A 22147-nucleotide genomic window follows, 5' to 3' on the forward strand; every position below is an offset into this window, starting at 1 on the left:
CTAGATCAATTCCTCCAGCTCGAGCACGGGACGGGGCGTGATGCGCAGGGGATCGTCCTGGCCGGTGCGCTCGACCCAGTGCCGGCGCCGTTGGAACACGGGCGGCGACAGGGGCGTCCGTACGGTCTTGCGGCCGGTTTCCTCGGGGCCCACAGGCTCGCGGAGGACGACGTGGCAGTTGGTCCCGCCGAAGCCGAAGGCGCTGAGGCCGGCTCGGCGTACACCGTGCCGGGGCTGCCAGGGCTCCAGCCGGTCCTGGATGCGGAACGGCGACGTCTGGAAGGCGAACCTCGGATTGGGGCGCTCGCAGTGCAGGGTGGGCGGCAACTGCCGGTGCTGGAGCGACAGCACGATCTTCTGGAGGCCGGCCATGCCCGCCGCCATCAGCAGGTGCCCGACGTTCGACTTGACGCTGCCGACGCCGCAGAACTGGCTCTCGTCGGTGGACTGCGCGAACACGCTCGTCAGAGCCCGCAGTTCCATGGGGTCGCCGATCATGGTGCCGGTGCCGTGCGCCTCGACGTACGACACGCTCGCGGGGTCGGCCCCGGCGCGGCGCAGCGCCTCGCGGACGACCGCCTGCTGGGCGTCGGGGTTGGGGGTGGTCAGGCCCATGGTGCGGCCGTCGTTGTTCATGGCCGTCGACTCGATCACCGCAAGGACACGGTCGCCGTCGGCGAGGGCGGCGGCCAGCGGTTTCACCAGGATCGCGCCGACTCCCTCGCCGGGCACGAAGCCGTTGGCGGACGCGTCGAATACGTGGCAGGTGCCGTCGGGCGACAGGGCGCGGGCGGCGCTGAGCGAGAGGTACGGCGTCTCGTCCAGCAGCAGGTCGGCGCCGCCTACGACGGCCATCTCGCACTCGCCGAGCTGCAACGCCTGCCGGGCGAGGTGCAGGCTCGACAGCGACGACGAACAGGCCGTGTCCACGACGAGGTTGGGTCCGCGCAGGTCGTGCAGGTGGGCGAGGTGGGCGCCGATGAAGTTTTGGTTGAGGCCGGTCGCGGTGGCTCGGCCGGGAATGGTGATGCGCGACGCGTAAGTGCTGGTGCCGGAGCCCACGAAGACGCCGACGGCCCGGCCGCTCAGCTCCTCGCCCCGGTATCCGGCGTCCGCGATGGCCGTCTCGGCCGTCTCCAGGAAGAGCCGGGTCAGGGGGTCGACGTGCGCGGCGTCCGCCTCGGGGATGCCGAAGTAGGTGGGGTCGAAGTCCTCGATGCCGTCTAGGTAGCCGCCCCACTTGCTGATGCTCATGCCGGGCGCGTACTCGGGCGAGTAGCGGGAGGCCACGTCCCACCGGCTGCGCGGGACCTCGCGGACGCCGGACCGGCCGTTGCGCAGCAGGTCCCAGAAGGCCGCGGTGTCGGGGGCGCCGGGGAACCGGCCCGCCATGCCGATGACGGCGAGGGGCATGCCGGGGCCGGTGCCGGGGGCCGGTTCGCCGGTCGGTGCGGGCGCGGGCAAGGGGGCGGGGCGGGGCGCTGCGGGCGGGACGCCGGTCGCCGGCTGTCCGGTGGGTGCGGCGGGTCCGGCGGGTCCGGCGGGTCCGGCGGGTCCGGCGGGTCCGGCGGGTCCGGCGGGTCCGGCGGCCCAGCGGGTGATGCCCTCGCGGTGGGCGTGGACCAAGTGGTGGGCGAGCCGTTCGACCGTGGGGTGTTCCAGGACGACGGACGGGTCCAGGGGCGCTGCGGTGGCGGCCTCCAGCCGGACGACGATGCTCGCGATGAGGATCGAGTCGACGCCGAGGTCGGCGAAGGGCCGGTCGTGTGCGATGCGGTCACGTGGCGTGCCGAGCACCTCGGCGAGGACGTCCGCGACGTGATCGGCGCAGCGTTGGACGAGCCGCGTGTCGTCCGGCGCCGACGGCGGATCGATCCCGTCCGCCACCGGTCCTGCCTCGGATCCCGCCACCGCCCCCACCTCCGGTCCCGTCTGCGGCCGGGGCTGGGCGTTCGGCTGGGAGGTCCCCTCCGGGGGCGCGTCGTCCGGGGCGGTGCCGGACCCGGTGGCGACGGGCCGGGTGGCGACGGCCGCGAGCGCGGCGTGCTGCTCCGTCGCCAGCGCGGCGTCGAGCAGGATGAGTCCGTCCTCGGGGCGCATGGGTACCAGGCCCACCTCTCCGTAGCGGGGCGTGGTGACCTCGCCCATGCCGATGCCGGACCAGCTGCCCCAGGCCAGGGACAGCCAGCGGGTGGCACTGCCGCGAGCGCCGGCGCGGGCTTGTGCGAACTCGGCGTAGTCGTCCAGGGCCGCGTTGGCGGCGGCGTAGTCGCTGAGGCCGACGGAGAGCCGCGGCATCAGGGCCGAGACGGAGGAGTAGAGCACGACGAAGTCCGGATCTGCGTCGGCCAGGGCCCGGTCGAGCGCGGCCAGCGCCGGTCCCTTCGGCTCCCACGTCATGTCGAACTCGTGCGGGGGCTTGTGCACGAAGGCAGGGGTGGGTGAGACGGCACCAGCGCAGTGCAGAACGCCCGCCGGCGGCCCGAAGCGGGCGCGCACGTCGTCCAGGAACGCGGTCAGCCGGTCGGGGGGACCGTGGTGCAGCAGCACCTGGGCTCCCGCCGCCTCCATGCGGGTGATCGCGGCCGTGCGGGTGGCCCACCAGTCGTCCGCCGTCGCGTGTGCCCAGCGCTCCCTCGGCGGCAGGGCGCGGCGGCCGGTGAGGGCGAGCCGCCGGGCGCCGCGTGCGACGAGCAGTTCGGCGGCGGCGATCCCGAGGCCGCCCGTTCCGCCGGTGATGAGGTACGGGCGGTCGGCGGTCACGGCGACGGAACCGAGGCGCCCCTCGTGCCCCGCGGCCGGTACCGGGACCGGCTCCAGGTCCCCCACGTGCCGTGCCCCGCGGACGTAGCGGATCTCGGCGCCCTCGGCCGCTGTCACGGTGGGGAGTTCGGCGGCGGCCAGCGCCACCGGGCCCGGCAGCCTCTCCGGTACGGCGTCGTACTCGACGGTCACGGCGGTGACGGCGGCGTACTCCGCACCGACGGCCCGTACGCAGCCGGCCATGCGAGCCGCGGTCAGCACCGCGTCCCCCTGCCCGGCCTCGGCGGGTCGGGTCGCAGGCGTCGGCCGGACGTGAACCACGGTGACCGCGTGGTCCCGGGCGCGGGACGCCAGCTCCTGGAGCAGCGCGATCCGGCCCGCGTGCCGGGACGGCCGTCCCGGAGCGGCGAGGGCGTCGACCGCGTCGATGACGACGTCGAACGGCCCGTGGGCGGTCAGTTCCCCATGCAGGACCTCGCGGGTGCGCTCCCGGTCGTTGAGGTCGGCCTCCACGGTGCGGGCGCACGGGAGCGGCAGCGGTGAGGGCTCGCGCAGCACGACGACGTCGTGTCCGTCGAGCCCGGCCAGTTCCTCCGCCAGTCCGGCGTCGGCCTCGGCGCCGACGAGCACCAGGGTGGTGAGGCGCCCGGCGGACGGCGCCATGCCGCGCGCGGGCGCCGGCGTCCAGGTGCGGGCGAGCAGCCGCAGTGATGGCGTACCGGCGTCGGCGGCGGGGCTCTTTTCGGTGGCCGGGGCGGTAGCGGCGGTGGGGGCCATGGCGGCCGTGGGGACCGTCCGCGCCACCGAGGCCGTCGGAGCGGTCGGAGCCGTCGGCGCTGTCGTGGCTGTCAGGGCCTGGGGACCATACTGGTTGGAGTGGTCGAACGGGCGGGCCGGCAACGGCACTCGGCGTCGCCCCGGTTCGATCGGCCAGGAGACGTCCTCACCGGCGACCCACCGACGGGCCGCCTCGTGCAGATCTGAACCCGCACCCGAACCGGAGCCCGACCCCGAACCACGATCGGGGCCCGCGCCGTCGGCGGCGGCCGCGGCGGTGCCGGTGTGCAGCCCCGGTGCCGTACGGCCGTCGAGGAAGGCGTCGAGCGCGGCCACGGCCTGCGCGCGACCGGGAACAACCAGCGCTAGCCGGGCGCGCATCGGGTCGCGTGCGACGCGCGACGTGTGGGCGAGGTCGGCGAGATCCTGCCCGTCCTGCCGCAGTACGTCGCGCACCACCCGGGCGTAGGCACGCAGCCGGTCGTCGTCGGGGGCGGACAGGACGAGGACCTGGTCCCCGGCGGGCTCCGGTCGCGTCGCGGCCACGGTGCGGGCGGGAGGCTCCTCCACGACCAGGTGGGCGTTGGCCCCGCCGAAGCCAAAGGCGCTGATCCCGGCGCGCAGCGGCAGGGGCGCCCCGGAATCGTCGGCGGGCCGCCACCGCCGTGGTTCGCGCAGTACGTGAAACGGGGTGCCGTCGAGCCGCAGATGGGGGTTGGCGCGTTCCCCCACGGCGTTCGGCGGCAGGGTGCGGTGGCGGATCGCGAGCAGCACCTTGAGCAGCCCGGCGATACCGGCGGCGGACTCCAGGTGCCCGATGTTCGCCTTCACGGCGCCCAGGTGGCACCAGGGTCCTGCGGTGCGTGCGCCCGGCCGGTCGAAGGCGGCGGTCAGGCCCGCGATCTCGATGGGGTCGCCGAGCCGGGTGCCGGTGCCGTGCGTCTCGACGTACGTGACGGTCCGCGGGTCGACGCCGGCCCGGTTCAGCGCGGCGGTGACGACCTCGGCCTGGGCCTCCGGGCGGGGCGCGGTCAGGGAGTGGGCCCGGCCGCCGTGGTTCACGGCACTGCCCCGGACGACGGCTCGGATCGGGTCGCCGTCGGCGAGGGCCCGGTCCAGCGGCTTGAGGACGACGACGCCGACGCCCTCGCCCCGTACGAACCCGTCGGCCCGCTCGTCGAAGGTCCAGCAGCGGCCGGTCGCCGAGAGCATCCCGGCCTGGCCGAGCGAGTCGAACCACGCCGGGGAGAACAGCGCGTTCACCCCACCGGCGACGGCGAGTTCGCACTCCCCCGCCTCCAGCGCGGCCAGCGCCCGGTGCAGTGCCGTGAGCGAGCTGGAACAGGCGGTGTCGACTACCTCGCTCGGCCCGCGCAGGTCCAGCAGGTATGACAGGCGGTTGGCGATGACGCTCTGGACGTGCCCGGTGATGCTGTGGGCGGCGACCTCCTCGCCCGCCCGGCCGAGCAGGTCGGCGTAGTCGGACAGGGTGGCGCCGACGAAGACGCCGGTACGGCTGCCGGCGAGGGACTTCGGGCGGATCGCGGCGTCCTCGACCGCGTGCCACGCGGCTTCCAGGAACAACCGCTGCTGCGGGTCCATCAGGCGCGCCTCGCGCGGGGAGACGGCGAAGAACTCGGCGTCGAAGGCGAGGATGTCGTCCAGGAACCCGCCGGCCGGCACGGAATCGCCGAAGCGGTCCCCAGGCGCGGGCATGACGAGGTCGCGGCCCTCGATCAGATGGGCCCAGTAGGCGTCCAGGTCCGGCGATCCGGGCAGCCGACCGGCCATGCCGATGACGGCGACCGGGGGCATGGTGCGGGGGTGCGCGGGCCCCGAGGCCAACGGTCGGGGATCGGTCACCGCTGCGGTGGGCGGCTGCGCTTCGGCTCGGGACGCGGACCCGGACACCGCCAGTGCCGTGGGCGTGGGGGTGGGGGTGGACGCGGGTGGGGGCAGAGGCGTGGCCGGGGCTGTGGGTGCCTCCGGTACGGCCAGGGCGGGTGCCGCGCTCTCCAGCAGCGCCGACGCCAGCGCCTCGACGGTCGAGTGCTGGTAGAAGACCACCGGCGTCAGGGCCAGCCCTAGGCGGTCGTTGAGGCGGTTGGCGAAGTCGGTGAACAGCAGGGAGTTAAAACCGTAGTCGCCGAACTCAGCCGTGACACGGACCTGTTCGGCCGGAATCTTGACCAGACCCGCCGCCTCGTCGCGCAGCAGGTCGCGCAACCGCTCCCGGTCGGCGACCGGAGCCGCCACGGCCTGTATCCCGCCATCGGTCCGCACCCCGCCGAGGGCCTGCCCCCCGCCATCAGTCCGCAGCCCGCCATCGGTGCGCGGCGACGCCTCGGACACGGCGGATGCCGCAGCCCGGGCCGACACCCCCTGCCTGCCGACCATCCCGTGCCGCCCGGCGAGCGCCGCGCCGATCCGCTCCTGGTCGCCGAAGCCGACCAGGACGCGGGACCGGCCGAGGCGGAGGGCGTCCTCGAAGGCGGCCAGTGCGGCCGGTGTGTCGATCGGGGTGAGCCCGAGCGTGGTCTCGGTCAGGCGCCGGACGGCGGACGGCATCTCCATCCCGCCGTCCCGCCACAGCGGCCAGGCGACGGACACCGAGCGGCCGGACCGCTCGCCCCGCGCCACCAGAGAGGCGCGGTGCTCCGCGAACGCGTCGAGGAAGCGGTTGGCGGCGCAGTACGACGTCTGCCCGGCGTTGCCCAGGGTGCCGACGAACGACGACATCAGCAGGAAGAAGTCCAGCGGGTCCCCGGCGGTGGCCTCGTCCAGGGCCAGGGTGCCCCACGTCTTGGGTGCCAGCACGGCGCGCATCTCGTCCGCCGTACGGTCGCGGGCGGCGCCGTCGTTGAGTACCCCGGCCGCGTGGATCACGCCGTGGACGGGGCCGAACGCCTCCCGTGCGTCGGCGAGCGCTGTGGCGAGGGCGTCGGGGTCCGTCGCGTCCGCCCGCACCTGCCGCACCGCGCCGCCGCTTCGGGCCGGCGACCGCAGCAGGGTCTCGCCGGGCCCGGTCTCCGCGCCGGAACGGCTCACCCACGTCACGCGTGCCGCCCACCGCTCGACGAGGTACGCGGTCAGCAGGCGTCCGACGCCTCCCGCGCCGCCGGTGACGACGTAGTGCCCTCCGTGCCGCACGGGCGGCGCCTGTCCGGCGGGCACGGTGGCCCGGGTCCATGCGCGGACGAGGTGGTCGGTGCCGTCCACGAGCAGTTCGGGCGCGCTGGTGGCGAGCAGGGACAGCACCTGCGCCAGGTCCGGTTCCCCGGCGTCGATCTCGCACCGCACCGAGCGGAACCCGGGGACCTCGCGCTCCAGGGCGCGCCCGAAGCCGACGGCCAGGGCGGCGGCGGGGCCAGCCCACTCGGGTGGGGTGAGGGTGACGTAGGTGACGGACCGGCTGGCGTCGGTGAGGCCGGCCAGCGTGTCGAGAGTGCCGGTCGCCTCGGTCAGTGACTGCGCGAGGGGTTCGGCGGCACGGTCGAGGGCGCGGCGGTCGACCACGACGGCGTGGCGCAGGCCGCGCACCAGGCCGGTGACGTCCCGGGGGTGGGCGACATGGTGGCTGGCGTTCCGCGCCCAGCCCGGCGTGCCGCCGACGACGATCACCGTGGCATCCTGCGCGAGTGCCGTCGGCATCGTCGGCGGGGCCGGGACGGGTGTCCAGTCGGGGACGTAAAGTTCGGCGCGCCGCTGCCTGGAGGCGGCGGCACCACCGGCCGGCGCGGCCGGTCCGGAGGCGGCGCCGGTCCGAGGCAGCCAGTGCCGTGTGCGGGCGAACGGGTAACCCGGCAGGGACACCCGCCGGCCGTCGGCGGACGGCAGGATGTTCCGCCAGTCCAGCCGGGCTCCCTGGCACCAGAGCCGGGCGAGCTTGGCCAGTTCGCCACGCTCGGCGAGGGCGCGCAGGGCCTCGGTGGTGCCCGGCGTTCCGTCGAAGACGTCGCCGAGCCGGCCTCCGTCGTCCAGCCTGCCGAGCGTTGCATCGGGGGTGTCCCGCACCGCCTCGTGCAGTTGCCGTCCCGGAGCGCCGAGTTGCTCCAGACGGTCCGCGAGTTCGCCCGTTCCCGCGACGACGAGCGCCAAGCGCGTGTCGAAGTGCTCGCGGCCCTCCCGCAGGGTGAACGCGACGTCGGCCAGCCGGAGTTCGCGCTCTGAGGCGCGCAGCCGGGCGGCGAGCCGCGCGCAGGCACGGCGCAGTTGCTCCTCGTCCCGCGCGGACAGCACGACGAGTTCCGGCCCGGCCGGTGCCGCGCCGGCCGCCGGGGTGGGCGGTGCCTCCTCCACGACGAGGTGCACGTTGACCCCGCCCGCGCCGAAGGAGCTGAGTGCGGCGATCCGCGGGGCGCCGTCGGCGGTGGCGGGCCAGGCAGACGTGGACTGCTGTACGTGGAACGGCGTGGCCGCGAAGTCGATGTCGGGGTTGAGACGTTGCGAGTGCAGGGACGGCACGAGCGTGCGGTGCCGCAGTTGCAGGAGCACCTTGGTCAGTCCGGCCAGGGCGGCGGCCGCCTCGGTGTGCCCGATGTTGCCCTTGATGCTGCCGACGGGGATCGACGCCGGGGTGTGCACGGAGGCGTAGGCCTTGCTCAGACCGCGGATCTCGATGGGGTCGCCCAGCGGGGTGCCGGTGCCGTGGGCCTCGACGTATCCGACGGCGGACGGGTCGGTGCCCGCCCGCCCGAGGGTGCGGGCGATGAGGTCGGCCTGCGCCTGCGGGCTGGGCACGGTGAAGCCGTTGGTGCGTCCGTCGCTGTTGGCGCCGACGGCCCGGATGACGCCGTAGACGTGGTCGCCGTCGGCGAGGGCGTCGCGCAGCGGGCGCAGCAGGACCGCGCCGACGGCCTCGCTGGTCACCATGCCGTCCGCGTCGGCTCCGAAGGGCATGCACCGGCCGGTCCGCGAGATCATGCCGAGCTGGGCGTACTGGATGCGGCGGGCCGGGTGCAGGACCAGGTTGGCGCCTCCCGCGAGCGCGGCGGAGACGGCTCCCGCGCGGATCGCGTCGCAGGCGAGTTGCAGGGCGACGCCCGACCCGGAGCAGGCCGTGTCGACCGCGATGCTCGGTCCGGTGAAGTCCATGAAGTACGAGACCCGGTTGGCGATCTGGTAGAGGTCGCTGTTCGGGTACCGGCTGTGGCCGTCCAGCGCGGCGTTGGCGCTGAGCACGGCGTAGTCCGGGCCCATGGAGGCGACGTAGACGCCGACGTCGCGGCCGAGACCGGCGGGGGTGTGTCCGGCGTCCTCGACGGCGTGGTAGGCCGTCTGGAGGAAGAGACGCTGCTGCGGGTCCATGGTCTCCGCCTCGCTGGGGGCGAGTTGGAAGAACAGCGCGTCGAACTCGTCCACGCCGTCGAGGAGTCCACCGGCCGAGCTGTACGTGCGGTCCGGGCCGCCGTCCGGGTCGACCACGTCCCGCTGTTCCCAGCGCACGGCGACGTCGCCCAGCGACTCGACGCCCGCCTTGAGGTTGTCCCACAGTTCGGTGATGTCGTCAGCGCCCGGGTAGCGGCCGGCGATGCCGACCACGGCGATGCGGTCGTCCGGCACGATCGCGGCGTCGGTCGACGGCGCGGAAGCGATACCGGCCGTCGGCCCTGAGGCGTCGCCGGCCCCCGACACGGCCGCGGGCGACGGCCGCGACACAGCCGTGGGAGACGACTGTGGCACGGGCCGAGGGTGCGAAGTCCCCGGCGAGGCGGCGGGCGTGGACGGCTCCAGGGCGTGGGCGACGGAGCCGAGGGTGCGGTGCTCGAAGAACAGCGTCTTCGGCAGCCGTCCGAAGTCCTTCTCCAGGGCGACGGTGGCGTCGACGATCTCCAGCGACTCCAGGCGCAGGGACTCCACTGTGGTGTCCGGTGTGAGTTCAGTGACCGGGATCCGCTTGAGCCGGCTCACCACGGCCCGTACGGCGTTGAACGGATCGCTTCCGCCGCGCGCGGGCTCGGGCGTACGGGCGGCCGGCGGCGCGGGATCGGGCACACGCTCGCCGGTGACGGCGCGGTGCAGTGCGGTCATGTCGGTCAGCTCGGCCGCCAGGTGCGCCAGCGCCGCACGCCGGGCAGCGTCCGCGGTCGGGCTGCCGCCGGCCGGTGCCGCGCGGCGCTCCGCCGTGGTGTCCTCGGGCGCTGGTCCGTCATCGGGCCGGAACTTCAGCTCGGCGAGACGGTCCAGCGGCGCCGTGTGCAACCGCGCCCCACCCCCGCCGTGCGCGGACTCGCCCACCACGGCTTCACCGGTCGCGGCTTCGCCCGTCACCGCCTGACCCATCGCGGCCTCGAAGAACGTACGCGCGGGGGTGTTCCGGTCGGTCGGTCGGTGCTCGGCGGCGAGGACGGTGGGACCGCCCTCGGTGGTGACGGCGCGGGCCACCGCGGCCAGGAACTCGTGCTCCACGCCCCGCCCGAGGACACGGCAGCTCAGCAGGAACGTGTCGAGCAGGACCCGGTCGCCCTCGTCGCGGGTCACTGCGGCGCCCACCAGCCCGTAGTCGCCGAACCGGTCGCCGACCTCGGCCACCCAGCACCGGGCACCGTCGGCGAGCACGCCGCGCAGTTCGGCCTCGGTCCTGCGCAGCGGCGACAGGTTGAACTGGTTGGTGCGCTGCGTGAGCTGGGCGACGCGGGCCAGTTGGTCGTCGCGGGCCTCGTGGACGTCGACGCGCAGCCCGAGACCGGCGATGAAGCCCGCGAGGGACGGCGCCGCGTCACGGGCCTCCTCCCGGCGCCGGGCCGCGCGGTACATCTCGGTGCGCCTGCGGTCCTCCTCGGTGACCTGCGCGCGGTCGAAGGCCCAGAGCCGGGCGAGGAACCCGGCCCAGTCCGCCTCGTCGGCGGGCAGCTGGAGGGCGAGGACCTGCGGCTGCGCCGAGCGTACGGTCGCGATCTCGACCGGGTTGTCGTCGAGGAAGACGAACGAGTCCAGCCCTACGCCGAGTTCACGGGCCAGCGCCTCAATGTTGCCGGCCTTGGCGTTCCAGTCGACACGGCGGGCGGCGACGTGCTCGGGGCGCAGCGGCATGTCCGGGCGCAGCCGGAACACCTCGTCCACGTCCTCGGCGGAGTTCTTGCTGGCCAGGCAGACGAGGACACCTTCGTCGTGCCGTCGTACCGCCCACTTCTGTAGGTGGCGGTGGGCGTCTTCCAGCTCCACTCCGAGGGGGCCGTCCTCGCCGCAGACGCCGCGCCACAGGGTGTTGTCACAGTCGAGGACGAGCACCTTGTACGGGCGGCCGAGCAGGGCGTGCACGGTGCGGGCGACCGCGGTGCCCAGTGCCGTGCAGGCCTCGGGGGTGTAGGGGATGTGCGCGTGGTCCTCCCGCGCCGCGTCGTGGTGGTCGGCCACCCAGTGGCCGTCACGCCGGTCGTCCAGCCGGGTCAGGTGCAGTCCGCGGGTCCCGTCGAGGGCCCGCCACAGGCGGTCCTCCACGGCCTTGAGGGCTTCGGCGCGGCGGGCGAGGGCGGGCGGCGACGCAGGGCAGAGCGCGACGAGCAGCGGCGCCGGGAGGCGCGCCGCCGCCGTGCGGGCCGCGGCGGCGAACTCGTCGGCCGTGCGATCGCCTTCGGGTCCTTCCGGCCAGTCCTCCACGCGCACGAGCACCGCGTTGCAGCCGCGCCGGTTCGCCGCGAACGCGCCGGACAGGTCCAGGAGTTCCTGGAACACCTGCCCGTACGCCGCCGGCCGCACGGCCAGGTCGAGTCCGAGCCGCTCGCACCAGTGGGCCAGGACGGGATGGAGCGGGTCGGTGGTGAAGGTGGCGGCCACGACGAGGGTGCCGCTGGGACCGCCCACGAGGGCGTGGGTCGCCTCAGTCACGGGGGCGTCAGCCGCCTCGGTCACGGAGGCGCCAGCCGCTTCGGCGGCACGCGGTTCGCCAACGCCGGACGGGTGCCCCGGCCGGCCGTCCCCAGCTCCCTGCCCCGGCGCATCCGCCCCCGCACCGTCGGCCGGTTCCCCACGCGCTGTCCCGGGCACGTCGAACTCGGCCAGCACCTCGGTGGTCCCCGCCGCCACGCCGCTCGCCACGCGCCGAACCACGGCGGCGGCGACGGGCTCGACGTCCAGGGCGCTGTCGTCAGCCACGCTGTCGGCGAAGGTGGTCGCCAGGCGCGGCGGGCGGACGATCAGCGTCGCCAGCATGGGGCTGTCCACGACCACCGCCTCCGCGAGCCCTTCCAGCGCCCGCTTCGCGGCGGTGTAGTGGGACAGCCCGCGGTGTGGTGCGTGGGCGTACGCCGAGGACACGGCGATGACGAGACCGCCGCCGGCCATGTGCCCCGCGAATGCGGCGAGCGGCGCCTGGGCGAGCCGCAGTGCCGCCGTCACGTGTTCGCCGGCCCGTGCGGCCGTGTCCGGGTGCACGTCCATCGGCCGGGCCGGGGGGCCGGCGTTGAGGATCAGGAGGTCGGCGGTTCCGTCCCGCTCTTGCACGGCCCGGCGGAGTTCGGTGCACCAGGCAGGGTCGGCGACGTCCCCCCGGTGCAGGCGCACGCGAGTGCCGTCGGGGCCGAGCGCGGCGACGAGGGCCTCGGCCTCGGCGGTGCTGTCCCGGTAGGCCAGGTGGACGGTGGCTCCGGCAAGGGCGAGCGCCTGGACGAACGCCGCGCCGAGTCCGCGGCTGCCACCGCACACGACGGCGGTCCGGCCCCGCAGGGCGCCGTGCCGGGGTACGAGGAGGCGCAGCCGGTCCGGGTCCGGTGCGCTGGACTCGCGCCGGGCGAAGACGCGGACCTCCACGCGTGCAGTGGTGTGCCCGCCGGTCACGTCGCCCGTGAGCCGCACGGAGCGGTAGCGCGGGTCCACGTCGGCGAGAACTGCCCGCGCGGTGAAGCCCCGCCGTCCGGGGAGGGGTTCGAAGTCGGCGTCGATGCCGCTGACGAGGGCGGCGCGGCCGGGGGCCTCCATGCCGGCGAGCTGGCTCGCCCAGGCCAGCACGGCCGCATGGTCCACGCCCACTCCCTGGTCCACGAGCCCTTCTGCCTCCACGAGACGGAGGAGTGCCTGCCAGTCGGGGCGGTAGCGGGTGCCCAGTTGCGCGCCGGGGGCGAGCTGCGTCACCGGTGTGCGGGCCGCCTCGGCGGTGAACCGGTGCTGCGCGGGCCTGGCCGGCGGCGCGTGCACGGTGCCTTCGGCGTATCGGACCTCGATCTCGGCCAGGGTGCGCCGCCCGTCGAGGACGCGTACGGAGGTCGGGCCGCCGGGGGTGTGCTCCGCCTCCCACCGGTAGAGCTGGCCTGGGTAGACCGGCCCGGGGAACCGTGCCCGGAGTGAGGCTAGGCGCAGTCCGGTGCCCGGCGCGGGGGCCAGGGCCAGTGCCCGGAGCACGCACAGCGCGCCGTGCGCCACCGGCTGCCCGAAGGGCGTCCGGCGGGCATAGGTCTCGTTCACGTGCAGCGGACTGTGGTCCCCGCCTGCCTCCGCGAAGGCCAGGACATCTGCTCGCGTGACGCGAAAGTCACCCGTAACGACGTTCGGCTCCATGCGCCGTTGTTCCTCCAGTCCGGTCTTCTCGTCCGGTCATCCCGGCAGTCCTGGTCCCGGTCACCGACCGGTGCGGCCCTTCGGCAGTCCTGGCGTCCCGCTCACCGATCGGTACGGCTCGTCGGCACTCCCGGCGTCCCGGTCACCGACCGGCGCGCCCGTCAGCTGCTCGCCGGCGCCGCTTCGCGTGCCGCGCGGATGCGCCGGGTCAGGCCGGTGAGCACATTGCCGGGGCCGATCTCCCGCAGGTCGGGGTCGGGCAGCGTGAGCAGGTGGTGCACGGTGTCGGTCCACCTGACGGGGGACCACAGCTGGCGGCAGAGCAGGTCGCGTATCTCGTGGTCGCCGTAGGGCTGGGCGGTCGCGTTGGCGATGACGGGGATCTTGAGGCGGCCGAACACGTAGCCGTTCAGGAAGTGGCCGAAGCGTTCGGCGGCCGGTCGCATGCCCCGCGAGTGAAACGCGCCGCTGACCGGGAGCGGCACAACCGTGGCCGCCTGTGCCGTCAGCGCCTTCGAGACCCTGTGTACGTCTTCGGCGCCGCCCGAGACGACGATCTGGTCCGGGGCGTTGAGGTTGGCGAGGTCGACGTCGCCGCCCTCGGCGGCCAGGACGTCCCGGACGGTGGACTCGTCCAGGCCGATGACTGCGGCCATGGTGCCTGGCCCGGCGTCGGCCATGAGCGCGGCGCGCCGGGCGACGATCTCCAGGCCGGTACGGAAGTCGAAAGCGCCGGAGGCGAAGAGCGCGGCGTACTCCCCCAGGCTGTGACCGGCCACCACGTCGGGTATGACGCCTGTTCTGCGGACCGCGTCCAGGTAGGCGAGGGCGTCGACGACGTAGATGGCGGGCTGGGTGAACCTGGTGTCCGCCAGGCGCTCCGCCGGGCCGTTCAGACACAGGTCGGCGACCGAGTAGCCGAGCGCGTCGTCGGCCTGGCGCACCAGGTTGGGGTACGTCGCGAGCAACTCGGCTCCCATGCCGACGCGCTGGGAACCCTGTCCGGCGAAGAGGTGGGCGACGGTCACGTTCGGCTCCCGTGGGGTGTCTCGGTGGTCAGGCCGGCCAGCCTCGCCGTCATGACGTCCGCCGCTCCGCGCATCAGCAGGTCGGCCAGCTCGTCGACGTGGCGGTTGCGCCAGTGCTCCAGCTCGGTGCCGCGCAGGCGGGAGTTGAGCGCGCCGAGCGCGGGACCACAGTTGACCTGGTAGTCGACCTGGTGTTCCTCCGAGCCGCTCATGGCCAGGCGGATCGACTGTACGAAGTAGGCCTTGAAGACGAGCAGCATCTTGTGCTTCGGGTCCCGTTCGGCGCGGGCCAGCGATGCGGGGTTGGCCTGTGCGTAGTAGGCGCGGGTCTCCTCCCACACCTGGTCGAACGTCCGCCGGAAGTAGCGCCGCTGGAGCTGGTCGGCGGTGCGTATATCGAGGTCGTCCAGCGAGTCGTGGCGGCGGTAGAGCTCGTAGAGCCGGTTGGCGCGGGCCGGGTAGAACAGGCCGCGGCGCAGTACCTGTGCGCGGGCACCGGTCTCCAGCATGTCGCCGGCCGGAACGACGGTCATGTCCTGGACCTCGGCCTGCTGGAGCATGTCCTTCACGCGGTCGCTGGTGCCGCACTCGGCGGTGCACTGGTTGATGCTGCCGGTGAGGACGAAGTCCGCGCCGAGGACGAACGCGGCGGCCACCGCCTCCGGCACTCCCAGTCCGCCCGCCGCGCCGACCCGCACCTGCCCGGCGGCGGGGAACCGGGCGGCGGCCCGGTCGCGCTGGTGGACTGTGTCGGGCAGCAGCACGACGAGTTGCCGCTGGTCGGTGTGGCCGCCCGAGTCGGCCTCGGCGCACAGGTCGTCGGCGAGGGTGACGCGTTCCGCGAGGGCCGCCTCCTCGGCGGTGACGGCTTCGTCGGCCAGCAGTTCCTCCACGAGGTGCCGCGGCGGGGGTTCGAGGAAGTACTGTGCGACCTCGGGTCTCGACACCTTGGCCATGACCCGGTGCGGCACGTGCACGGAGCCGTCGGGTGCCGTGCGCAGGCCGCTGATCCGGTACTGGACCAGCGGCCGGGTCGGGACGATGAACGAGGCCGCCTCGACCCGGCGAACCCGGTGCTCGAGGAACAGCCGTACCTGCTCCTGTTCTTTGGCCGGGTTCTCGTGCGACGCGAGGAGGTTGACTCCCCACGGGCCGTCACCGATCTCCCGCTGGAAGCGGCGTACGGCGGCGACGACCCGGTCGGCGCGCAGGCCGCCCGTGCCGAAGTAGGCGAGCAGGCCGGCCCTGCCCATCCGCAGGACGAGTTCCTCGGAGGCCACCGCCTTGTACATGGAGCCTGCCGCGTAGGCGTAGCGGACGCCGTGGTCGGCGCGGAAGGCCGCGCTGCCCAGCGCTTCCGCGCCGATGCGGCCGTGGTCCTCGGCCGTCCGGTCGGCCCGCACGAGCGATGTGGTCATCTGTGCCCCGTCCTGTCTGTGCCGCGTCCCGACGTCGTTGGCGTGCGGCCCCGGGGTCCGGGGCCCTGGCATCGTCGGGCACCCGCCGGTCCGGGCGGGTGCCGCGGTCACTGGCCGGCGCCGGCCTTGCTCTGCTCGTAGCGCTCGAGGATGGCGGGCATCTCGGCGCTGACGAAGCCCAGGAACCGCTCCATGTTGGCCAGCCGCAGCAGGCGCTCCTCGGAGGCGTTCTCGGTCCTGAGGCCGGTCAGCCCGTTAGCGGCGACGCGGTGGAAGTCGGGGAACTCCGAGAAGATGCCCCGGACCTTGGGGCCCCAACTGTTCTCGCGCAGCCGGATGGTGTAGTTCTCCTGGAGCGATCCGGTGCGCTCGAAGACGCTGACGGGGTCGTTCTCCGGGGTCAGCTGGTCCACGATGCGGTCGATCGCGGCGCGCGGCACACCGAGGGCCTTCTCGATGTCGGCGGCGGTCTGCTCCGGCGGGTCGCAGATCATCATCCAGCCGACGACGCGGCCGCGGTCGTGCGGCATTCCGTCGTTCTCGAAGTAGTACTGGGCGACCTTCTCCACGAAGGCCTGCTCACCCTCGGAGAGGGTGGTGGGGGCGGTCTGCTCGGTCATGGTGAGCTCTCCTCGCGGTGCGTCCGGGCGGCGGTCGGTCAGGCGGCAGCGGTGCGGCGGTGCTCCTCCCAGCGCTTGGACATGTCGGCGAGGTCGCCGACGATGTGGCCGAACAGCTCCTCGATCTCGGCGATCCGCCTGCGGCGGTCTTCGTCGGCGTCGGCGAGGACCTCGAGGCCGAAGCGGAAGATCTGGTGGTACTCGGGCCAGCTCGCGAAGGTGTCGGCGACGGCCTTGGGGTAGCCGTCGTCGACGAGCCGGTAGCGGGTCTCCTCGCCGGGAGACTCGATGCGCCGGTACAGGCCGGCCAGCGTCAACTGCTCGATGAGCTGCTCGATGCTGTCCGGCTCGGCGTCCACCGCGGCGCAGATCTGGTCCAGCGTCTGCTCGATCGGGTCACTGATGATCATCCACGCCATGGCCCGGCCCTTCTCCCAGGTCACGCCGTGCGCCTCGTGGTAGTGCCGCGCCACCTCGTCCACGAACGACCGCTCGGCCTCGGTCAGGGTGGCGTAGGTCTTCTCCGTCGTGCTGGTCACGTGTCCCGCCCTTCGGTTAGGCATGTGGCCGGTCCCGGCGTTCGGTCGGGAAGCTGTCGCGCCCGGCGGGACCGGCGGCCAAGCCTTGTCGACCAGGACCCCGGCCCGCCCCCGGAACTCCCCCAGCAGCGACCCCAGTACGGGTGGGCCGGGGGGCCGGGGCCGCGGGTATGCCGAAGGCGCCGCGGGCGCCCACCAGGGGGCGCCCGCCGCGCCACGTCGTGCTGCTCGGTGGGGGTCTACGCGGAGCGGCGGACGCTCTCGCCGTGCGCCGCCGGCCCGGTGGCCAGTGCCTGGGACAGTTCGGCCCGTTTGGCGATGCCGAGCTTGGCGTAGGCCTGGCTGAGGTGCCATTCCACCGTCTTGACGGTGACGAACAGGGCCTGGGAGATCTCCCGGTTGCTGAGCCCGGCCGCGGCTTTGTGCGCGACTCTCTCCTCGGCGGGTGTCAGCGGCGCTCTTTGCTGAAGGCCGCTTCTGACCTGGCGGACCCCTGCCAGGCGCAGCTCGGCCCGCGCCGTGGTCTCCAGTACGGAGGCGCCGATGCCCTGGGCCATGTCCAGTCCGGCCGTCAGGCGGCTGCGGGCCGCACCGCGCCGGCCCTGGCGGCGCAGCGCGGCGCCGAGCGCGACCAGGACGCGCGCCCGTTCGAGCAGGTAGGGCGTGGGTGCCAGGAGCTGGTCGGCGCTCTCCAGCATCTCCAGTCCCTCGTCTCCCCCGACGATCTCGCCGTGCGTGCGCAGCGCGGCGGCCAGCGGGCGGACGGCGCCGAAGGCCCGTGCGCGTTCGGTGACGTCGGCGGCGAGCTTACTGGCCGCCCGCGGTCCGGTCGTGATGGCCAGGGCCCGCGCCGCTTCCGGCAGGTACTCGGAGGACGCGGACGGGTACAGCCAGCCCTCCTCTCCTGCCTGGTCGCGGCATTCGGTGAGTTCCCGCAGCCCGTCCTCGAAGCGGTCCTGCCGGATGCTGAGCCGTACGCGCGCGATCCGCAGCGGGACGGACAGGGCCGACGGCGGCAGGGGTCCGGTCAGTCTGATGCGGCGCAGCGTGTCCTCGGCCTCCTGGAGTTGGTCCGTCTCGATGAGGCAGTGCGTGAGTACGGCGGCCGCCAGCGGCACGCAGGCGAGCGTCAGGGAACAACACTCCTGTTGTTGCAGCAGGCGCCGTGCGCCGGCTTCGGCCTCGGCGAGCCGGCCGGTGTCGAGGAGTACTCCGCCGAGCAGGCTCGTGGCGGTGGCCGCGGCGAGCATCTGCCCTGCGTCGGACGCCTTGCGCGCGGTCTCGCGCAGCACCCTTTCCGCCGTCTCCGCCTCGTCGCACTGGGTGAGGGTCCAGGCGGCGACCGCGGCGTCGGTCAGTTCCGTGTCTTCGCCGTACGGTGCCGCTCCGTCGGTGATCGCGGCGGCGGCCAGTCTGGCAACCCGGTGGGCCGGACGTCCGCGTGACAGTGCCTCGATGGCCGCGTGCGCTCTCGACGCGGCAGTGGCGGACGGCAGGCGGGGCGGGGTCGACGCGCGTCGGCCGGGGGCGATGCGGGCCACCACCGCGGCCGTCGTGCGCACCGCCTGCTCGGCGGGCTCGGTCGCGTCCGGCGGTGCGGCGCCCGGCTCCGCCAGCAGGGTGAGTGCCTCGTCGTAGCGGCCCGACGCTGTCAGTGCCATGCCCAGTTCGAGGCGAAGTCGGCTGCGGAAGGCCGGTTCGTGCGTGCGGCGCAGGGCTTCGCGGAGGTGTTCGATCGCCGAGGACTGCCGGGCGCGTAGTTCGGCCGACCCCAGCTGCCCCAGGATGTACGGGTCGTGCTCGGTGCTGGAGTCTGCCAGTGCCTGGCGCAGGTACCGGGTGGCGTCCACCGGCGACGCCCGGCGCATGGCCTCGACGGCGGCGGCACGCAGGGTCCGGACGGTCCAGGCGTCGCAGCCGGGTTCGGTACGGCACAGGTGTTCCGCCACCGTGGCGAGGTCGACGTCGGCGGTGTGCAGCGAGTGGGCGGACCGCCGGTGGGCGCGGCTGCGCGCGTCCGACGACATCTGGGCGTACACGACCTGCCGTACGACGGGGCGCCGGAAGGTGTAGGGCACCCCGGGGTTGAGCAGGTCGGCTTCGCGCAGGGCGTTGGCGGCGTCGAGGGCGACGCCGTTGTCCAGTGCGGCCGCGGCCGCGCAGTGGCGGGGGTCCGCGTCGTCGCCGAGGACGGCCACTGCTTCGGCGAGGGCGCGTGCGGACGGCGACAGTTGCTGGAGGCGGCTGGCCACCTCCTTGGCGATGCGGGCGGGCGCCAGGCTGAATATCTCCTCGGCGGCCGACTGTTCGGGGGTGATGCCGCGGCGGCGCATCTCATCGAGCAGTTCTGTCAGGTGGGAGGGATTGCCGTGGCTGGCGACGAGGCAAGCTTCGGTCACGTCGTCGTGTGGAGCGTCTCCGAGCCATACGCTGATCGCTTCGGATACCGCGTCCCTACCCAGGGGTTCCAGCGCGGCGTGCCCGGCGAGCGGTGAGCGGCTGGCGGACAGAAGCAGTTCCTGGGCTTCGCCGGGTACGTCGGGGGCGTTGGCGAGCACCAGCAGGACGCCGCTGCCCTCCAGCCGGTTGACGAGATAGTTGACGAAGCGTAGCGAGGCGGTGTCGGCGTAGTGGGCGTCATCGATGAGCAGCATCAGGGGAGCCGATGCAGAAAGGTTCTTGCAGAGCCAGTAGAGACCGTGCAGGACTCGGTAGAGCCCGCCGTCTTCCTGGGGCGGTGTGCTGATGCCCCCGGGGTTGGCGTAGTCGAAAATGCTGCTGGCGAGAGCCGCGGGACCGGCGAGCAGGTCGCCGCGGTCCGTGCGGTCTGCAGCGCTGAGGCAGTGTTCGAAAAGTTGGCGGACGACGACCCAGACGAATCTCCGCTCCAGCGCGCCCGCCCGCGCGTGGAGCACCTGTAATCCTTCCTTCTCCGCCTCCTGCCGCGCCGCCGCGAGAAGTCGCGTCTTGCCCGCTCCGCGGGCTCCCTCGAAGAGGACAAGCGCGCCGTCACCGCCGCGCGCCTGCCGCACTCCCGCCCGTATGAGTTCCATTTCGCGATCCCGTTCCAGAAGCAGGAATTCCTGCATTGCCACACCCCTTGATGGAAAGTCGAAAAGATCGGGAAGATTCCATAACGGAGAAGGCGCATAGCAAACTATGCGCCTTTTGGTGTGTGGATTTTCTATTGTGGCCTTGGTGGTCGTGACACGTTCCCCCGCCCGCATGACGTCGCGCCGATCAGGACTGGTTCAAAAGTTAACACGTGACGCCACCGTGTGCACTATATGGAGCAGTTAAAGAAGCGTCAAGATTGACCTTCCCAATATGGCCAAGGAGGCCGGAAAATGACATAGCCACCCCATGTCCTGGCCGACAAGGGGTGGCTTGATCCTCACTGACCGGATCAGGCGGGGCGCAGAGAGACCGGAAGCTTGTCGAAGCCCACCATTTGCGGGGGGATCGCCCAGGCGAGGTCGCCGTCCCGGTCGACCGTTATCTCCTTGAACCGGTCGAACAGGACGTTCAGGACCAGCCTGGTCTCCAGTCGGCCCAGGGCGTTTCCGATGCAGTGGTGCGTGCCGAAGCCGAAGCCGAAGTGCCGGCCCTCGCTGCGCCGGTGGACATCGAAGGTCTCGGGGTCGGGGAACTGCCGCTCGTCGCGGTTCGCCGAGCAGAAGCTGGCTGCGACGTGCTGGTTCTCCGGGATGACGACCCCGGCCAGCTCCACCTCCCGGGTCGATGCCCGCAGGCCGGTGGTGATCGGGGGCCGGTGCCGCAGCACTTCCTCGACCGCCTGCGGAATCAGGTCACGATTCTCACGCAGTTCGGCCTGGGCGCCGGGATTCAGGTCCAGGAGGTCAATCGAGTTGGCAATGGTCATGGTGGTGCTGATATGACCGCCGGCGAACATCACATTCGCGAAGTTGACCGTTTCGTCCTCGGTCAGCCGGTCGCCGTCGAGTTCGGCGTTGGCGAGCCGGGTGAGCATGTCGTCGGTGTTCTTGTTCTTCCGTTCACGTACCCGTTCCCTCAGGTACGAAATGGCTTCCTGCTGGAGTTCGCCGAGCGCCTCGAGATATCCCTCCTGTGCCATTTCCTCCGGGGTCACGTTCATGACCTTGCGGGCCCAGTCATAGAAGAGGACGCGGTCCTCGGCGGGCAGGCCGAGAATCTCCAGGATTACGGCGATGGGTACCGTGTAGGCGAGATCTGCCACGAGGTCCACCTGACCGCGGTCGGCGATCTCGTCCACGATCTCGTGGGTCAGCCGCACGATCGCTGGCTCGTAGGCCGCGATCGATGCGGGAGTGAACGCCGTGCTGAGGATCTGACGCACTCGGGTGTGCCGCGGCGGGTCCATCTGCGGCAAGCTTTCCAGTCCGGACTCGGGGAAGCCCATGCGATGCATTTCGGACGAGTAGATCCCCGGGTTCGTCAGGACGTGCCGGGCGTCGGCGTACCGGTACACCACCCACCAGCCGGTGGCGGGGTCCCGGTGCACGGGATGCTCGTCGCGCATCATGCGGTACCAGTCGTAGATCGCCGGATCGTTCACGTTGGGCTGCGGCGGGATCTCGATGCCTGTCGTGGACATCCCATCACCTTTTCCCTGGCGGGCGGGTCGGTCGATGCAGCCTTGCGAGGAGGCCCCGGGACGCACACTGGGGTATCCCCCAGCATCCACCCCAGAGCCTTCGCCCGACCTCGCCCAAAGAGGCTCAGCTGTTGATGTCCCGCCGGTTGAAACGCCGCACGCCGAGGCCGAACAGCAGCCCCGAGGCCACCACGAGCACCAGCACGTCCATCCACTGGAAGCCGTGCCGCAGCGGTTCACCGCCGATGTAGTAGTGGAACGGCGACACGTACGCGAGCCAGTCGGCGCCGAGCTGGCCGGCGAAGGTGTGCAGGGTGTAGGACACCACGCCGATCACGGCACTCGTCACCAGGACGACCGCCTTGCGGCCGACGGCCGCGCCCAGGCCGATGGCGAGCGCGCCGAAGAGGATCGCCAGCAGGGCCAGGTGGAAGCACTGGGCGAGGAACTCCAGCGGGGTGATGCTCGTCAGCTCGGAGCCGTTGCGGATGGCCAGCAGGCCGAGCCACACCAGCACCGCAATGCTGAGCGCGCCGGCGATCAGGGCGCCGAAGCGCTGGACCGTGAGCTGGGTGCGCGTGATGGGGTGGGCGAGAAGCAGGTCGAGCTGGCCGGACTCCTCCTCGGTGGCCACGGCACGGGTGCCCGCGGTCACGCCGTAGATCATGGCGAGCAGCGGGAGGATGACGCCGAACACGCTGGCGTGCAGGTAGCCCGCTGCGGTCTGGTCGATGTTCAGACCCTCGCGCAGGGCTTCGGGCAGGTTCGCTGTGTTCTCGCGCTGCGACGGGTACGTGCTGGCGTACACCATGCCGACCACCGCCGTCCCGACCGCCCAGCCGGTCAGGCTCCGTCGGCTGTCGGAGAGGTACTTGGTGAGGATAGCGGCGCTCATCGGTAGTCCTTTGTCCTT

General features: G+C 73.1%; 8 protein-coding genes. All 8 read right to left on the reverse strand.

From position 1 onward, the window contains the following. Entirely contained in the window at positions 1–13032 is a 13032-nt protein-coding gene (locus WBG99_RS00100) for an SDR family NAD(P)-dependent oxidoreductase (RefSeq protein WP_338894304.1), read from the reverse strand. Between the two features lie 161 nt (positions 13033–13193). Beyond that, entirely contained in the window at positions 13194–14060 is an 867-nt protein-coding gene (gene fabD, locus WBG99_RS00105; RefSeq protein ID WP_338894305.1) for an ACP S-malonyltransferase, read from the reverse strand. Further along, positions 14057–15478, reverse strand: coding sequence for a PfaD family polyunsaturated fatty acid/polyketide biosynthesis protein (locus WBG99_RS00110; RefSeq protein WP_338894306.1), 1422 nt, complete (start codon positions 15476–15478; stop codon positions 14057–14059). Before WBG99_RS00110 ends, fabD begins: the two co-directional genes overlap by 4 nt. Before the next feature lie 107 nt (positions 15479–15585). Beyond that, on the reverse strand, positions 15586–16098 hold the full coding sequence (locus WBG99_RS00115) for a hypothetical protein (protein ID WP_338894307.1): 513 nt from the start codon (positions 16096–16098) through the stop codon (positions 15586–15588). Positions 16099–16136: 38 nt separating this feature from the next. Next, positions 16137–16637: a hypothetical protein gene (locus WBG99_RS00120; protein WP_338894308.1), complete on the reverse strand. Its 501-nt coding sequence runs from the start codon at positions 16635–16637 to the stop codon at positions 16137–16139. Positions 16638–16876: 239 nt separating this feature from the next. Next, entirely contained in the window at positions 16877–19864 is a 2988-nt protein-coding gene (locus tag WBG99_RS00125) for an AAA family ATPase (protein WP_338894309.1), read from the reverse strand. A gap of 179 nt (positions 19865–20043) precedes the next feature. Continuing rightward, a complete protein-coding gene (locus WBG99_RS00130; RefSeq protein WP_338894310.1) occupies positions 20044–21234 on the reverse strand; it encodes a cytochrome P450 in 1191 nt (396 codons plus the stop codon). Positions 21235–21358: 124 nt separating this feature from the next. Next, positions 21359–22129, reverse strand: a complete 771-nt coding sequence (locus WBG99_RS00135) for an ABC transporter permease subunit (RefSeq protein WP_338894311.1) — start codon at positions 22127–22129, stop codon at positions 21359–21361. Positions 22130–22147 lie beyond the last annotated feature (18 nt).

It is taken from the genome of Streptomyces sp. TG1A-60 (assembly GCF_037201975.1).
Classification (GTDB): domain Bacteria; phylum Actinomycetota; class Actinomycetes; order Streptomycetales; family Streptomycetaceae; genus Streptomyces.

Bases quoted from the DNA above. Each gene is read 5' to 3' on its own strand.
- WBG99_RS00100 (WP_338894304.1), bottom strand. From the start codon at position 13,032: ATGGAGCCGAACGTCGTTACGGGTGACTTTCGCGTCACGCGAGCAGAT.
- WBG99_RS00110 (WP_338894306.1), bottom strand. From the start codon at position 15,478: ATGACCACATCGCTCGTGCGGGCCGACCGGACGGCCGAGGACCACGGC.
- WBG99_RS00115 (WP_338894307.1), bottom strand. From the start codon at position 16,098: ATGACCGAGCAGACCGCCCCCACCACCCTCTCCGAGGGTGAGCAGGCC.
- WBG99_RS00125 (WP_338894309.1), bottom strand. From the start codon at position 19,864: ATGCGGGCGGGGGAACGTGTCACGACCACCAAGGCCACAATAGAAAAT.
- WBG99_RS00130 (WP_338894310.1), bottom strand. From the start codon at position 21,234: ATGTCCACGACAGGCATCGAGATCCCGCCGCAGCCCAACGTGAACGAT.
- WBG99_RS00135 (WP_338894311.1), bottom strand. From the start codon at position 22,129: ATGAGCGCCGCTATCCTCACCAAGTACCTCTCCGACAGCCGACGGAGC.